This is a genomic window from Natrinema sp. CRL1 (genome assembly GCF_059162405.1).
Genome location: NZ_JBLVOY010000002.1, coordinates 563,763 through 578,256, shown reverse-complemented (window position 1 = coordinate 578,256; position 14,494 = coordinate 563,763). Strand labels below are relative to the sequence as shown.

Annotated in this window: 14 protein-coding genes and 1 tRNA gene; 6 read left to right on the top strand and 9 right to left on the bottom strand. The window is 65.9% G+C overall.

From position 1 onward, the window contains the following. Positions 1-86 precede the first annotated feature (86 nt). The 5 genes from ACJYUO_RS08610 to ACJYUO_RS08590 form a co-directional block, all read right to left on the bottom strand. Complete coding sequence (locus ACJYUO_RS08610; RefSeq protein WP_494344981.1) at positions 87-2,978, bottom strand: DEAD/DEAH box helicase; 2,892 nt, start codon at positions 2,976-2,978, stop codon at positions 87-89. Between the two features lie 136 nt (positions 2,979-3,114). After that, complete coding sequence (locus ACJYUO_RS08605; protein ID WP_494344980.1) at positions 3,115-3,741, bottom strand: hypothetical protein; 627 nt, start codon at positions 3,739-3,741, stop codon at positions 3,115-3,117. 87 nt (positions 3,742-3,828) lie between these two features. Next, complete coding sequence (locus ACJYUO_RS08600) at positions 3,829-5,061, bottom strand: ABC transporter permease (protein WP_494344979.1); 1,233 nt, start codon at positions 5,059-5,061, stop codon at positions 3,829-3,831. Beyond that, on the bottom strand, positions 5,058-6,356 hold the full coding sequence (locus ACJYUO_RS08595; RefSeq protein ID WP_494344978.1) for an ABC transporter permease: 1,299 nt from the start codon (positions 6,354-6,356) through the stop codon (positions 5,058-5,060). Before ACJYUO_RS08595 ends, ACJYUO_RS08600 begins: the two co-directional genes overlap by 4 nt. Beyond that, the gene (locus tag ACJYUO_RS08590; protein ID WP_494344977.1) at positions 6,346-7,107 is read right to left on the bottom strand and encodes an ABC transporter ATP-binding protein; all 762 of its coding nucleotides are present in this window, start codon (positions 7,105-7,107) and stop codon (positions 6,346-6,348) included. The genes ACJYUO_RS08595 and ACJYUO_RS08590 overlap by 11 nt, the downstream gene beginning before the upstream one ends. Positions 7,108-7,645: 538 nt before the next feature. On the opposite strand from ACJYUO_RS08590, the gene ACJYUO_RS08585 reads away from it, so the two are divergent. Next, positions 7,646-7,921, top strand: a complete 276-nt coding sequence (locus tag ACJYUO_RS08585) for a hypothetical protein (RefSeq protein WP_494344976.1) — start codon at positions 7,646-7,648, stop codon at positions 7,919-7,921. 475 nt (positions 7,922-8,396) lie between these two features. On the opposite strand, the gene ACJYUO_RS08580 is transcribed toward ACJYUO_RS08585, so the two are convergent. After that, positions 8,397-8,470 (bottom strand) — tRNA-Tyr (locus ACJYUO_RS08580). Between the two features lie 128 nt (positions 8,471-8,598). On the opposite strand from ACJYUO_RS08580, the gene ACJYUO_RS08575 reads away from it, so the two are divergent. The 4 genes from ACJYUO_RS08575 to ACJYUO_RS08560 all read left to right on the top strand — a co-directional run bounded on the left by ACJYUO_RS08575 (position 8,599) and on the right by ACJYUO_RS08560 (position 11,434). After that, positions 8,599-9,228, top strand: a complete 630-nt coding sequence (locus ACJYUO_RS08575; RefSeq protein ID WP_494344975.1) for a double zinc ribbon domain-containing protein — start codon at positions 8,599-8,601, stop codon at positions 9,226-9,228. A gap of 195 nt (positions 9,229-9,423) precedes the next feature. Next, complete coding sequence (gene cdrS / locus ACJYUO_RS08570) at positions 9,424-9,603, top strand: transcriptional regulator CdrS (RefSeq protein WP_006430872.1); 180 nt, start codon at positions 9,424-9,426, stop codon at positions 9,601-9,603. A 2-nt stretch (positions 9,604-9,605) separates the two neighbouring features. Beyond that, on the top strand, positions 9,606-10,793 hold the full coding sequence (gene ftsZ, locus ACJYUO_RS08565; RefSeq protein WP_494344974.1) for a cell division protein FtsZ: 1,188 nt from the start codon (positions 9,606-9,608) through the stop codon (positions 10,791-10,793). Positions 10,794-11,083: 290 nt separating this feature from the next. After that, positions 11,084-11,434: a hypothetical protein gene (locus ACJYUO_RS08560; protein WP_494344973.1), complete on the top strand. Its 351-nt coding sequence runs from the start codon at positions 11,084-11,086 to the stop codon at positions 11,432-11,434. A 6-nt stretch (positions 11,435-11,440) separates the two neighbouring features. Here ACJYUO_RS08560 and ncsA read toward each other — a convergent pair whose 3' ends face one another. After that, a complete protein-coding gene (gene ncsA / locus ACJYUO_RS08555) occupies positions 11,441-12,400 on the bottom strand; it encodes a tRNA 2-thiolation protein NcsA (RefSeq protein WP_494344972.1) in 960 nt (319 codons plus the stop codon). 70 nt (positions 12,401-12,470) lie between these two features. After that, entirely contained in the window at positions 12,471-13,187 is a 717-nt protein-coding gene (locus ACJYUO_RS08550) for an alpha/beta fold hydrolase (RefSeq protein ID WP_494344971.1), read from the bottom strand. 117 nt (positions 13,188-13,304) lie between these two features. Here ACJYUO_RS08550 and ACJYUO_RS08545 point away from each other — a divergent pair, with 117 nt between their 5' ends. After that, entirely contained in the window at positions 13,305-14,003 is a 699-nt protein-coding gene (locus ACJYUO_RS08545) for a DUF7095 family protein (RefSeq protein ID WP_494344970.1), read from the top strand. 21 nt (positions 14,004-14,024) lie between these two features. On the opposite strand, the gene ACJYUO_RS08540 is transcribed toward ACJYUO_RS08545, so the two are convergent. Continuing rightward, positions 14,025-14,393: a DUF7344 domain-containing protein gene (locus tag ACJYUO_RS08540; RefSeq protein ID WP_494344969.1), complete on the bottom strand. Its 369-nt coding sequence runs from the start codon at positions 14,391-14,393 to the stop codon at positions 14,025-14,027. Between the last annotated feature and the right edge of the window lie 101 nt (positions 14,394-14,494).

The window sequence follows — 14,494 nt, the reverse complement described above, 5'->3', positions numbered from 1 at the left end:
TCTGACGACGAGAGATTCCGCGGGTCGCCATCTCAAATTGTCGTCTTGATCGGACCGCAAGACAGCACTGGAACGCCGTACGCCCGTCAGTCCCAGAACGCCTGCGTTCGAGCGTACTCGCGCTCCTTCGAGAGGATATCCCGGTAGAACTCGGACTCGTCTTCGCGGAGTTTGTTGATGATCTGGGCGGCGTTGTGCGGGCCGACCCCGCGGGCGGCCATCGCGATTACGGCCCGCTTGCCGTGACTCTGGACGAGGCTCGCGGCCCGGAACGCGCGTTCGGTCATCTCCCGTTGGTCGTCGTCTTTCTCCTGGGAGCGGACCGCCTGCACGACCTCATCGGCCCACGGGTTCAGCGATGCGACGCGAGTCGAGCCACACTCGGGACACTCGGGTTGGTCGGGCACGCGCTTGACTTTCGTCGTTACCTTCCACTCCTTGCAGTGGGTACACAGCAGAATGACGCGGTCGTTCTGAATCCGCTCACGGACCGTCTTGATGACGCTCGCGTCGGCGTTTTCCGGCGCGAGCAGTTCCTTCCCGCCCGAGGAGCGCCCGCCCTGCCCGATCGGGGTGCGTCCGCGGTGGGTCACCAACTCGAGGTCACCCGACTGAATTCCCTCGAGAACTGCACTCGCGCGCTCGATATCGAGGTCCTCGTGGAACACCTCCCGGATCGCCTCCTCGTACATTGGCGTGTCCTCGAGCGCCGAGAGCAGGCGGTCGTTCGAGAGCCGGCCCGATCCGCTGCCCTGCCAGCGCTTGAGCGCGCCGAACTTCGCCGAGATCTGCGCGAGCCGAAAGGCCAGCGCGTCCGAGTTCTTCAGGCCGAGTTCGACGATGGCTTCGACGTGGTCGGGATCGGTCGTCTCGAGTACCTCGAGCACCTCGCTGGTCGCGATCGAGTTCGGCACCTCGAGTTCGATCCGGTAGGGATCGGTCTCGAGGCCGACCGAGGAGCCGGCCCGCTGGCCCAACAGTGCCGAGCAGATCCGGCCGAGCGTTTCGTTCGCCGTGTGGCCGAACGGGGCGTTGAGCACGATCGTCCGCCCCCGTCGCTCGAGGACCAGTCGATCCGCCGTCGGCATCGGCGACTCGCTATCGACCTGGGCCTCGAGTTGGGTACAGGCCTCGGTCAGCGTGTACTCGTCGGCGGGATACCGACCCGCGAGTTCGTGACCCACTGCGGCCGCGTCGGCCCCCGCTTCGAGCTGGGGCTCCGCGACGGCGCGGATCTCGCCGACCTCGCCCGCCACCGCGGCGGGGACCGGAATCTCTTGGCCGATCCACGAGGGCACCTCGCCGGCGGGGTCCTCGATCGGGCTGACCTTGACCCGCGCTTCCTCGTCGTCGATCTCGGCGATCCGCCACATCTCGCCCCGTTGGATGAACACCTCGCCCGGCTGGGCGAAATTGACGACGAACCGCTCGTCTAAGGTCCCGATCTGGCCCCCCGAGGCGATGTCGTGGACCTCGTAGGTCTCCTCGTCGGGGATCATCGAGAGGTTCGCGTAGACGTACTGCCATGTGCCGCCGGTGGTCTCGATGCAGTCCTCGCCCTCGTCGAACCACAGAATGCGGTTGCGGTCCAGTTCCGAGATCACCTCCCGGATCGTCGCCTCGGGCACGTTCCGGAACGGATAGGAGCGCGTGATCGTCTCGACGGCCTCATCGACGTACGTGTCGCCGCGGCTCTGGACGACCGCGGGCAACTGGTTCGCGACTACGTCCAGACTCCCCTCGTGGATCGCCGCCGGCTCGACCTCGCCGTCGCGTGCCCGGCGAGCGATCGACAGCGCCTCGAAGGTATCGTCGGGCCGCGTCGTGACGACCGTCCCGCTCGAGACCTCGTCCTGCCGGTGGCCCGCGCGGCCGATCCGCTGGAGCAGGCGGGTGACCTGCCGGGGGCTCTTGTACTGGATCACGTGGTCGACCTGCCCCACGTCGATCCCGAGTTCCATCGACGAGGTACACAGCAACCCGTCGAGGTCGCCGGCCTTGAACCGGTCTTCGACGTCGATCCGGGCCTCCTTCGAGAGCGAGCCGTGGTGGACGCCGATCGGCAGGCCGAGTTCTTTGAACCGCGATCCCAGCGCCTCGGCCGTCTGACGCGTATTCACGAAGATCAGCGTCGACTCATTTTCCGCGACCAGATCCCGAATAACGCGGACGTAGCTGGCCGTGTCGGCTTCGGTCATGAGTTCGCCGGCCAACCGCTCGTCCTCGTCGGTAATCTCGGGCTCGCGAACCGTCACGTCGACGTTGCTCCCCACGTCGATCTCCCGGATCTCGCAGGGCCGGCCGCCGGTGAGGAACTGGCCGACCTCCCCCGGATCGCCGACGGTCGCCGAAAGCCCGATCCGCTGGAACCGCCCCGCGAGGTCATGGAGTCGCTCGAGGCCGATCGCCAACTGCGCGCCCCGCTTGGAGGCGGCGAGTTCGTGGACCTCGTCGATCACGACGTGGGAGACGTCTTCGAGCGCCTCGCGCAGCCGCTCGCCGGTGAGCATCGCCTGTACCGTCTCCGGCGTCGTGATCAGCACGTCCGGCGGGTCCTCGGCCTGCTTGCTCCGCTGGTAGTCGGTGGTGTCGCCGTGACGGACGTCGACCTCGAGGTCCAGATACTCGCCCCACCACTCGAGGCGCTCGCGCATGTCGCGGTTGAGCGCCCGTAGCGGGGTGATGTAGAGCGCGCCGAACCCCTCGGGCGGACCGCCGTCGGAGGTGTCCGCCGACGAGGGTCGCCTCCCCGCACTCGGTTCACCACCGCCCGCGACGAGGTGGTCGAAGACGGGCAACATCGCCGTCTCGGTCTTGCCGCTCCCGGTGGGCGCGATCACGAGCGTGTTCTCGCCGGCCGACAGCGGCGGGATCGCCAGTCGCTGCGGTGCCGTCGGCTGCGAGAAGCCGCGTTCGGAGAGCGCCCCCCGAACCGTCGGTCCGAGGCGCGTAAAGGCCGCGACGTCCCCGTCAGTCATCGAAACGCGCTAGGGACGAACGCCGGATAAGGGCCACGTTTCCGGTGAACGAGGGTCGGATCACCTCTCGGCACGAGCCAGTTCCGACGCCCGCCGGAAGAACGGCGGCAGCTCCCGGGCCTGTCTCGAGCCCCGCTCACTCTTCGGATTCGTCGCTCTCGTCGTCGGACGCTGCGTCGAGATCAGTGTCGACGAGTTCCGCCGCGACGTCTTCGTCGACCGCTATCTCGCCGGGTTCGGCCGGTTCGTCCTGTACATCGGGTTCGGCGCGTTCGGTGATTTCCTCGTCGGCGCGTTCGCCGGCGTAGTCGGCGTTCCTCTCCGTCTCCGCGAGGGCGTCGTCACCGCTTTCGCCCACCCCCGTCACGTTGGCGTCCTCGCTCGCACCGGCGGACGGTTCGATATCCGGGTCGGTCTCGGACGCTTCGCTTCTGGGACCCGCGATAGAGATTTCGGTGATGTCGTCGGGGACGGTGGCGCTGGTCCGGTTCCGGATCGTGTCGAGTCGATCCCCGGGAACCGCGTCCGCGGCACGGCGCTGGAGTTCGTCGGGAACGGCGTCCTCCACGTCGGACTGAACCTCGTCGACGGACTGGACCGGGATGTCATCGCGCGGGCCCAACACTCGCAACACGAGGTAGGTGAATCCGAGGAGTCCGGCCGCGGTAAGCAGGTGTTTAGCGAACCGTCTCGAGCGTGGGGCGGCCCGAGAGTCGGCTGCCGCTGCGGTGGATCGATCGCCGTCGGGTGTGCGAAGTCGCATCACGGGTCGTTCGAACTCGGCCGGCAAGTGGGTTCGGCGCGCGCAAGCCGGCAGCGGTCTCGGATCGGCGGCGACGACTGTCCGCGATCACAGCTCGAGGTGTTCGATGCGGGCGTAGCGGCCGGCCCGCCAGCCGGCGACGATCGCGACGATGGTGCCGACGACGAGCGCGAGCGCGAAGCCGCCGAGATAGACCGCGGGCGGGGTCCGGAGGAGTCCCTCGAAGCCGAGTACCGACGCCGCGAATCGGTTCACGCCGAGCACGGCAAGCGGCGTCGTCGAGAGGCCGACGAGCCCGCCGAGCAGGCCGATGACGAGCCCCTGCGTGCCGATCGTCCCGGCGAGCACCCGCCGGGAGAGCCCGACGGCTCGGAGCGCCGCGAGTTGCTCGCGCTGTTGGTGGGCCACGAGCGCGAACAGGTTCGCCGTCAGGACGACGCCGCCGACGACGGCGAGGCCGACCAGCGTCGCGCCGCTCGCCAGGACGATCGTGCGTTCTTCGACCATCGACTGAACCTGTTCGTCGCTGGTCCGAACGTCGTACTCGGGATACGCCTCGTCGAGGTCGTTCGCGACGGTCGCGCGATCGGCGTCGTCAGTCACGTCGGCGGTGATGAACGTCGCCCGGTCGGTTCCCGAGGTGCCGGCGACCGCCTGCAGATCGCCGAGCGGGACCGTCACTGCCGGCGAGCCCAGATACTGCGAGTAGTAGCCGGAGATACCGACGACGGTGAACTCGGCCGCCTCCGCGGTCTCTCTGCTGGTCCCGACGTACATCGTCTCGCCGACCGAGACGTTCAGCGAGTCGGCGACGCGCGGATCGATCACGATCTTGCCAACTTCCGGGTCCTCGGGCGGCGGGCTGGCGGCCGTCTCCTCGTCGACCTCGAACCCGCGCCCCTCCCGGAAGTCGAACCCGTCGTGGGTCTCCTGGACGCCGACTGCGGGCCTGCGTTCTAACTCCGACGCGTTCGTTCCGAGATAGACGTCGTACATCGCGATCGGCGAGGCGCTTTGTACGTCGTCCCGCGCGGTGATCTCGGCCGACTTGGCGTGTGCCCCCACGATCGGGTTTTCGGTGCCGCTGGCCGACGGATCGACCGGGTCGCTCGAGATCCAGATATCCCGGTCGGCGTTGTCCAGCCCCTGTTCGCCCTTGTCGACGACACCGACGCCGAGGCTCGCGAGCACCGTCACCGAGAGCACGGCCAGCGTGACCGCGAGCACGGTGAGTGCAGTCCGGCCGGGCGACCGCCGGAGCTGTGCGACCCCGAGTCCGATGACGGCCCGCAGGCGAACCACCGCCCCGCTCAGCGTCATCGGCCCACCTCCTCGAGGACGGACGTTCGCGCGGCCACGGCGAGCGGGTACGGAACGGCGACCAGTCCCGACAGGAGGGCGACGCCGATCGCGTACGGTACCAACAGCGGGTGGAAGTGGGCGACCGCGCCCGGCGCGACGGTCGCGTTGGCGACGGCGTTGACGCCGACGATCCCGACCGTGCCGAGCCCGATCCCCGCGACCGAGCCGACGAGCGTCGTGATCCCCGTCGACACCGCGACGACGGCGAGTTGGCTGTGGGTCGGGAACCCGACCGACTCGAGGACGGCGAGGGTACGACGGTCCTCGTTGACCGTCATCCCCATCGTCGTCGCGACGAACGACGCACAGATCGTCATGCCGACCAGCAGCGCGATGACGCTCGTCGCGAACGCCAGCCCGTCGTCGAACAGCGCCGACGGATCGGTGCCGCCAGCCACCTCGACCGCGGCGGCGGGATACGCGTCGGACGCGGCCGACTGCGCCGCCTCGGTCTCGCCCCAGATCAGCAGTCGATCCGCGAGTTGGCCGTCGTCGCCGCCGGAATACGACTGGAGTTCGCTCAGGTGAACGAGCGCGACGGGCGCGTCGCCGGTCCCGCTCCCCTCGTCCGCGACGGCGGCCACCGTCACCGTAACCGAGGGCGCGGCGGTATCGACTCGATCCGTTCCGCCCGCGTCACCGATCGAAACGGGAACGTCGTCGCCCGCGGTGGCACCGAGTCGTTCTGCGGCCGTCGGCGAGAGGACGATCTCGCCCTCCCGCGGGCCGTCGTACGAGCCGTTCGCGTAGTGGGGATCGCCCGCCTCGAGTTCGCCGGTCGGCAGGCCCGCGACGGCTCGCGGCTCCTCGTCCGGGACGACCCCGACGAGGCGAATCGTTCGGGACTCGCCGTCGGACGCCTCGAGCTGCGCCGTTTCGACGAGGACCGGGGAGGCGTGGTCGACACCGTCGTGGGATCGGATCGTCGCGGCCCGATCGTTGGTCTCACCGAGGCGCGGGCCCTCGACCCCGTTGACGGACGACAGCGTCCCACTCTCTTCGGGGATCACACGGACATCGGCGTCGTCACCGGTGGTCACACCGCCGTCGGCGAGCGCCAACGCGACGCCGGTTATGACCACCAACAGCGCGATGGTCAGCGCGACGGCAGCGATCGTCGACACGATTCGGCCCGTCGTCGTTCGCGTCGCCCGTCGCCACCACCTGCCGACGGTCAGGCCGACGATGCCGGACCAGCGGGTCCGCCGCCGCGAGTCGACGGCCTCGGGCAGCTCGCCGTCGTCACCGGACATCGTCCACCCGTCCGTCACACAGCGTGACGACCCGATCGGCGACGTCGAGGGTGGCCTCGTCGTGGGAGGCGACCAACACCGCCCGATCGCGGCCGACATCTGTCAGCAGTTCGAGGACGTCCGCCCCGGTCGCCGTGTCGAGTTCGCCCGTCGGTTCGTCGGCGACGATCACGTCCGGGTCCGTCGACAGCGCCCGCGCGATCGCGACGCGCTGGCGCTCCCCGCCACTAAGTTCGCCCGGCAGGTGCGCGGTGCGATCGCCCAGTCCGACCTCCTCGAGCAGCGCCGTCGCACGCGCTCGCCGGTCGGCTCGTGGAACCCCGGACTGGACGAGCGGGAGAGCGACGTTCGCGCGGGCGGACAGCGACGGCAGGAGGTGGAATCGCTGGAACACGATCCCGATGTGGTGTCGCCGAACGCGGGTCCGCTCGGCATCGGACAGCGCCGCGAGATCGGTATCGACCAATTCGACGCTGCCGCTCGTCGGCACCAACAGCCCCGCAACCGCGTGTAACACCGTCGACTTCCCGCTCCCGCTCGGCCCCTCGAGCCCGACGATCATCCCTTCCGGCACGTCGAAGGAGACGTCGCGGAGCGCGGTCACCGTCCGCTCGTCGCCCGACCGGAACCGCCCGCCGGTCGACCCGTACTCGTGGGTGACGCCCTCGAGGCGAACGGCCGCCGTCGATTCGCGTTCGTCCGCCCGATCCCTCGCCGACGATCGCGAACCGTGTGCTGATTGCTTTGACATTCCCAACGGTCTCACTCGCAGTGACCGCCCACCGACTCATTGTTTCGACCCCGCTACCCCTGTCAAACGACCGCTACACGGTGTTTCGCGAACACAACGGTCTCGAGGCCGAGGCCAATACTGTGGTCAACGGGACTTTCTCGCTCGTTCGGTGGTATCCGGGCGCTCGAGGCGAGTGGGACGGTGTAGGGGGCGCATTGTGCGCTTCCCCGTCTGTGAAACGGGTACGTACAGGTTAGCAACCAATTAGGTTCACGTCGGGCGATTTTCTGTTTTATCTGACTTTCTCTGTCCAGAATGCGAACGTAATCTGCTGCGTGATAGTGTTGGCAGTCTCGAGCAACTGTTCCACTTCGTCCTGGCTGAGTCAGATCGTCATGTCGTCGCGATTCCCGTGCTGGCTCAGATTCATGTCCGTGTTGATCGAAAGCGATAGGATTTGACCGGCCGCTACGTCCGTCAAGGGACCCAAATGGGAGGCTCGATTCGATTCCTCCAGTCGCAAAATATATTATTGGTAGCCAATCTCTTCTAGAAAATGTCGCCCTCCAGACCGTTCTTTGATCCTGCGACCGGCGAACTCGATACTGTTCAGCTCATCAAAGAGGTGATTCCCCTCACGAAGCTCATTGGAGCCGTTGTCTTGGTCGCTCTCGTTCCGATCCTGTTCCGAGTCACCCTCGGGGGCCTCTTAGGGTTAACCTCCGGGCTCGGTTTTCTGTACGTGCTCGCGAGCCAGTTCGTCATCGCCGTCGGGACCGGGATCGTCCTGCTATACGTCATCGTACGGGCGAACCAGATGATCGACGAGTGAGGTTCTGCAAATCGGAGATCGGACGCTAAACAAGAGTCCTCGAAAATCGGCGGGAGCTGCTACGCGGTCGCCGTTTTACCGTCTTCAGCTAGATCGAACCACAGATCAATCGGTCGGTCTCGCAAACGCGACGAGGGAGACCATCGGGCGGGGTCTCCGTTGTCATACGCCCACCGCAGTGGGGACAGTGCCAACTCACGCGTCCCACCTCTCAGCTATGGGATTCGCCAGAAGGCGCGGACCCCCAACAAGATCCTTGTTCCACTCAGAATTTGCGGCCGTCTCGAGTGGGGTAAAATCGCAAGACGGCGAGCTGTTCGGTGTCTGCTGTACTTCGACGGGAAAGAGAGTCCGCCCCTCCCCGATTTTGAACAGATGCCAGACGGTCGCGCTCACTCCATTCGCGCGCTGCGACTGACGTGTTCAAATCGGCTCAGAATAGATTTCTCACTGCTCACGTTGTTCGCAGGAGAAATCCGCCCTCCCCGATTTGAACGGGGGGCAAGTCGATCTACAGTCGACTGCTCTACCAGTCTGAGCTAAGGGCGGGCGCACTCAAACGTAGCCGCCGTAGTGCACATAAGGGTTATTATTCGGAGCGGGCGCGGGCGTGTCAGGAGCCACGAACGGCAGCATGATTGATATGGGTGGCGTGATAACAGGGGAGCAACTCGCCTATGAGCAAGATCACGTTCCGCGCCGACGACGACCTCGTCGAGCAACTCGAGGGACTCGAGGCCTCCAAGAGCGAAGCGATGCGCGAGGCGCTGCGCTCGTATCTCGAGGGCGACGGGTCGGCACGGAGCGGTGACGGGCGCTCGGAGACGGGACGTGACGGGGAGGGTGCTATCGACGAACTGGTTCGCGAACGGGTCGACGAGCGACTCGCGACGCGGTTGCGCGAACTCGGCCTCGAGAGCGCCAACACACGTGCGCGTGATTCAAACCAGTCCGATCCACAGGAGATTTCCATCTCGATTGCACTCGAGGGAGCGACGACCGCGTCCGACGAGGCAGTGCAGATCGAACGCGACCGCACACGTGAGACGACCGACGGGACGCACCAACCGAGTCGGACGCAGGCACAGTCGGACACGCACTCCGACGGGGCAGACGTGACCTGCAATCAGTGTGGCGACCATCTCGACGGCGATCACGTCTACTGTCCGAACTGCGGCGAAAAGGCTTCGCAGCGGTTGTTCTGTGAGTGTGGCGACGAGGTTCGATCGGACTGGTCGTTCTGTCCGGGCTGTGGCCGTCGGACGCCCGCGGCGGATGTCCTCGAGTCGGATACTCACCAGTACTGACTAGTGTAAGACGCGGAAAGTCACCCTCGCCGAAAGTTTTATTATTCAAGCCGGACATCCAATTATTCGCGTAAGACGGATTGTCTTACACCCGTCGACAAGACGGGAAATCGCCCGATGTCGGGCGGTTACCACGTAAGACACGCCGCGTCTGACAGGGGCGCGCCACCGTCTTACCCAACGGGGAATACAACCATGGAGCGTGTGACACTGCGAATCCCGAAACAGCAGATCGAAGAGGTAGAGCAATTGGTCGATTCGGGCGAGTTCCCGAACCGGAGCGAGGCGATCCGGTCGGCCGTCCGCGAGATGATCAACGAACAAGGTGACGGACCCAGCGAACAGTCCGGCAAACGCAACTGGGCCAAGGTGTAACGATGCAGGATATCGTTCAAGACGCCTTAGAGAACGCGGAGGAAGAGGCCCGGGAGATGGACGCCTCGATGGACGACGACGAGTTCGGGGAGCCTCGAATCGTCATCGTCGGCTGTGGCGGTGCCGGAAACAACACCATCAACCGGCTGTACAATATCGGCGTCGACGGTGCCGACACCGTCGCGATTAACACCGACAAGCAACACCTCAAGATGATCGAGGCCGACACGAAGATCTTGGTCGGCAAGTCGCTCACGAACGGGCTCGGCGCTGGCGGCGACCCGTCGATGGGCGAGCGCGCGACCGAGATGGCCCAAGGCACGATCAAGGAGGTTCTCGGCGACGCGGACCTCGTCTTCGTGACCGCAGGGATGGGCGGTGGTACCGGCACGGGTGCCGCCCCCGTCGTCTCGAAGATCGCCAAAGAGCAGGGTGCGATCGTCGTCGGGATGGTCTCGACGCCGTTTAACGTCGAGCGCGCCCGCACAGTGAAAGCCGAGGAAGGCCTCGAGAAACTGCGCGAGCAGGCCGACTCCATCATCGTGTTGGACAACAACCGACTGCTCGATTACGTCCCGAACCTGCCGATCGGGAAGGCGTTCTCGGTGATGGATCAGATCATCGCCGAGACCGTCAAGGGAATCTCGGAGACGATCACCCAACCGTCCCTGATCAATCTGGACTACGCGGACATGTCCACGATCATGAACCAAGGCGGCGTCGCGGTGATGCTCGTCGGCGAGACCCAAGACAAGAACAAGACCGACGAGGTCGTCAAGGACGCGATGAACCACCCGCTGCTGGACGTCGACTACCGCGGCGCGAGCGGCGGACTCGTCCACATCACCGGCGGCCCCGACCTCACGCTCAAAGAGGCCGAGGGCATCGCCGACAACATCACCGAGCGCCTCGAGGCCTCGGCGAACGTCATCTGGGGCGCGCGGATCCAGGAGAACTACAAGGGCAAGGTGCGGGTCATGGCGATCATGACCGGCGTCCAGAGCGCGCAGGTGCTCGGCCCGACGACCCAGAAGCAGGCCGATAAGTCCCGCCAGAGCATCGAGGGCGTGAGCGAGGCCGACTTCGACGCGAGCAAGAACGTCGAGAAGGCGGGCTCCGGCTTCGGCGCACAGAGCGACGGCGGCCGCGAGGAAGTCGAACAACAGAACGGCGTCGACGTCATCCGATAATCGGCGATCGGACCGACCGCGGCACGGACACCACTGACACACCACCTTTCGTGCCCGCTCGGTTTCGTCGGTCGCGTTGTCTCACAGTCCAGTTCTCTCGAGACCTCTCGTTCGCCATAGCGTGCTGTCCGTCTCGAGCGACTGCCAGTCTACCGGTCTGACTGGGCGGCGGCGCTACGTCTGAGACGGTCGTTTACAGCCGTATACAATCGTACGACCAGATTTGTGTCGGACACACCGAACCCGTTCGAGGAAAAGAGTTTCATCGAACTATCCATTGAGGTGACAGTATGTCGCTCGAAATCGCCGTGAAGGCCGTCGCGCTTCTCGTCGGCGTGTGTCTGCTGTTGCTGGGGTTCATCGCGATGGGACCGATCGGCTGGCTGGTGTTCGGAACGTTGCTCGCGGTCGGCGTCATACAGGTCCATCGAAAGCAAGTGAGGGAGACCAGCCAAACGCACACCGAGACCGGGTACTGTCCCGACTGCGGCGCGACGATCGAACTCGAGAGAGACACTGAAAACGCTGCCGACTCGAGAGATACTCGTCAGACGACCGGGACGACGAACTGTGCCGCCTGCGGTGCGCCGAACGATCCGGATCGAGCGGCGTGCAAACACTGCGACGCGGCGCTATCGTGACGCCGCTCAGGCCAGCGACTCGAGCAGCGAGCACTTCCGACAGACCTCTCGCGTGGTCGTCGACCCACACTCGACGCACTCCTGGAGGTCGGCACCGTCGTCGCCGGCGTACTTCTCGGCCGCGATGTCGGCCAGTTCCTCGTAGCCCGAGAGGATCGAGTGGCGAGTACCGGGGTGGTTCTCCTCGAGGTCGTAGAGGAGTTGCTGGATCTCGCCGCGGTAGGCCTCGCTCGCGTGGGGACACTCGGTGATATGTGCCGGGAGGTCGTTGATGTGGGCGTACAGCGCGATCTCTTTTTCTGGGACGTCTCGCAGCGGCTTCGCGCGCGGAACGAATTCGTCTTGCTCTTCGCGGTCCGACAGCGAGCCGAGGCTGGCGTCGAAGTGTTTGGCCATCTGTTCGACGTCGCCCTCGAGGATGTTCATCAGCGCGGTCTGGGCCTCGTCGTCTAAGTTGTGGCCCGTAAGCAAGAGATCGGCCTCGAGTTCGTCGGCGTACTCCGAGAGGAGGTCTCGGCGAAAGACGCCACAGTAGGCACAGGGAGCCATGTTTTCGGGATCGTCTTCGACCACGTCGTCCATCCGGACGCCGAACTCGTCTTCGTAACTGACGAGTTCGTGACGAATGTCGAGGTCTTCGCTGAGCTCGACGCAGGCCTCGACGGATTTGTCGCGGTAGCCCTCGATCCCTTCGTGGATGGTCAGCCCGACGAGTTCGATGCGGGGGTCGTCGGCGAACGTGTCGTGGAGGACCTGCGTGAGGACGACGCTGTCTTTCCCGCCGGAGAGTCCGATCACCCACGTCTGGGGGTTCTCGGGGGTCGCGTCGTGGGGGACGAGGTCGTCCCGTCGGACCCGGCGGCGCACCCGCTTCTCGACCGACTCGCGGAAATGGTCCTCACAAAGGTGTGCCCCGGAGTAGGCGGCGTGCATGACCGCCTCCTGGTCGCAGCGGTTACAGTCCATTAGCGGTCCGTTGTCGGTCGCCGCCAATCACGGTTTCGTCTGGCGGAGACGACAACGGATCGGGGCTGACTCAGGCCGGTACCGCCGAGCGCTCTTCGACGGTGTCGGCTCCCTCCTCGAGCGCAGCGAGCAGGAGGTCGACGTACCGCTCGCGACCGCGGGAGGAGAACAGTTCGTGGCCGCCGTTGTAGAGCACGACGTGTTCGGCGGGGACCCGCTCGCCGATCGGGCGGAGACTCACGACGGGATCGCGAAGTGAACAGAAGACGACGGCGTCGTGGTCGATCGTCAGCAGTTCCTCTTGTGCGCGGCGGGTTTCCCGGACGAAAGCCGGCGAGACCCACGAGGGAGTCGTCTCGATCTGGTGATCGGTCGCTCTCTCGCCCAGGGCCTCCCGATCGATGTCGATCGGCAGACACGGGAACGTCGTTGGGAGCTTCGATACCGCTTCTAACACCGACTCCGGGAATCCCTCGCCGTACCCCCACCACGGACTCAGGTAGACGTGGTTGTCCGCGCCGTCGAGAGCCTGTGCGACGAGTGCGCCCGCGCTGTGGCCAAGCAACTGGTAGCCCTCGAGGTCGCGGACGTACTCGGCGACCGGCTCGAGCCAGTCGGCTTTGAAATCGTCGATGTTCGTGGGGAGCTCGAAGGCGTGGACCCGGTAGCCGGCCTCGGTCAACTGCCCGATGAGCCAGCTGACGTTCTCGTGGGTCCAGCGGTTACCCCAGCCCATGACGAAGACGAGTTCCGCGTCGCCGTCCTCGTTGAAGATCCGATGTCGCATAGGCTTGCGTTCACCGGGAACGGGTAAAAAACCTGATCTCTCGACAACCCGCTCGAGACTCTGCTTTCGGGCCGGCACTGAGAAACGGCTTTGCGCGTCGACGCCCAAGAGCGACCCATGACCGGATTTGACCGCAGTGACGCGGTCGATCGTCTCGAGCGATTCGTCGACACCGTCGCGGACGACAGGATGCCGGTGCCCGTCCGCGAAGTCTGGGCTCTCGGCGATATCGCGCTCGGCCTCGACCCCGTCGAGCGACTGGACATCTACGTGACCAAGGACGTACTGATGCGCGACGACAGCGACCCGGCGGCCGCGAGCGCCGACGGAACCGAGTCAGACACACGGGACCCGAACGCCCGGTTCCGCGAGTCCCACGGCATCGAGGGCGTCGGGAAATCCGTGCGGGCCGACTGGGCCCGGGAACACCCGGACTATCTGCGCGCCAACGCGAACGGCCACGCCGCGCCCGAGCAGTGTCTCGCCGCACACCTCCTCGGAGACGACGAACCGATCCATCTCGAGGTCTGTAACGCCTCCTTCGAGGACAACGTCACACAGCGACTGCGCGGCGCGCAACTCCGCGAGGACTACACCCAGTTGCTCGATCCGCGCGGGGTCTGTCTGTGGGCCGACGGCACCAGAAGCGACGACGCGTTCCGAAAGCTCCGGGAGAGCGAACTGGCGCTGCCGACGCTGTCGGCCGCCCTCGAGATGCTCGGCATGGACGACGACGAAGCCGACGCGGCGGCCCGAGAACTCCACTCGTGGCGCGAGCGCCAGGACGGCGTGACGGTTCGTGGCGACGTCGTCTGAACGGGCGACCGGCTCACCGGTTCATCCGCAGTCCTGTAGATCGGCGACCGTCGCACGAACGCGCTCGAGGCGCTCCGCGGTCGTCTCGCGGTCGATGTGGACGACGCCGCTCTGTCGGTCGTAGTCGACCATCCCGGCGTCGTCCAGTTTCGGCAGGTGGACGTGGCGCAGTTCCGTCTCGACGCGTTCCCGATCGGGCCCGGTCGAATCCGTCTCCGGCGCTCGTGTGACGACGTGGTCGACGAGTTCCTCGTGTGCGACGCGGTCGCCGTCCGTCCGCATCGCGTATCGACAGAGCGAGCGCCGACGCGGGTCGCTCAACGCGGCAAACCACAGGTCGATTGACTGTCGCTCTTCGCCCCCGCCCCTATCCGCGTGCCGGTCGGCCATTACTATTCAATGCACGGATCGGTCGGAAAGGTCCGGGGCGGAAGTATTCACGGCCTTTATCCGTCACTGGCCCGCTGTGTCCGTCGGAGCCGAAACCGAGA

Bases quoted from the DNA above. Each gene is read 5' to 3' on its own strand.
- ACJYUO_RS08610 (WP_494344981.1), bottom strand. From the start codon at position 2,978: ATGACTGACGGGGACGTCGCGGCCTTTACGCGCCTCGGACCGACGGTT.
- ACJYUO_RS08585 (WP_494344976.1), top strand. From the start codon at position 7,646: ATGTCGCCCTCCAGACCGTTCTTTGATCCTGCGACCGGCGAACTCGAT.
- cdrS (WP_006430872.1), top strand. From the start codon at position 9,424: ATGGAGCGTGTGACACTGCGAATCCCGAAACAGCAGATCGAAGAGGTA.
- ncsA (WP_494344972.1), bottom strand. From the start codon at position 12,400: ATGGACTGTAACCGCTGCGACCAGGAGGCGGTCATGCACGCCGCCTAC.
- ACJYUO_RS08575 (WP_494344975.1), top strand. From the start codon at position 8,599: ATGAGCAAGATCACGTTCCGCGCCGACGACGACCTCGTCGAGCAACTC.
- ACJYUO_RS08540 (WP_494344969.1), bottom strand. From the start codon at position 14,393: ATGGCCGACCGGCACGCGGATAGGGGCGGGGGCGAAGAGCGACAGTCA.
- ACJYUO_RS08590 (WP_494344977.1), bottom strand. From the start codon at position 7,107: ATGTCAAAGCAATCAGCACACGGTTCGCGATCGTCGGCGAGGGATCGG.
- ACJYUO_RS08600 (WP_494344979.1), bottom strand. From the start codon at position 5,061: ATGACGCTGAGCGGGGCGGTGGTTCGCCTGCGGGCCGTCATCGGACTC.
- ACJYUO_RS08605 (WP_494344980.1), bottom strand. From the start codon at position 3,741: ATGCGACTTCGCACACCCGACGGCGATCGATCCACCGCAGCGGCAGCC.
- ACJYUO_RS08550 (WP_494344971.1), bottom strand. From the start codon at position 13,187: ATGCGACATCGGATCTTCAACGAGGACGGCGACGCGGAACTCGTCTTC.
- ftsZ (WP_494344974.1), top strand. From the start codon at position 9,606: ATGCAGGATATCGTTCAAGACGCCTTAGAGAACGCGGAGGAAGAGGCC.
- ACJYUO_RS08595 (WP_494344978.1), bottom strand. From the start codon at position 6,356: ATGTCCGGTGACGACGGCGAGCTGCCCGAGGCCGTCGACTCGCGGCGG.
- ACJYUO_RS08560 (WP_494344973.1), top strand. From the start codon at position 11,084: ATGTCGCTCGAAATCGCCGTGAAGGCCGTCGCGCTTCTCGTCGGCGTG.
- ACJYUO_RS08545 (WP_494344970.1), top strand. From the start codon at position 13,305: ATGACCGGATTTGACCGCAGTGACGCGGTCGATCGTCTCGAGCGATTC.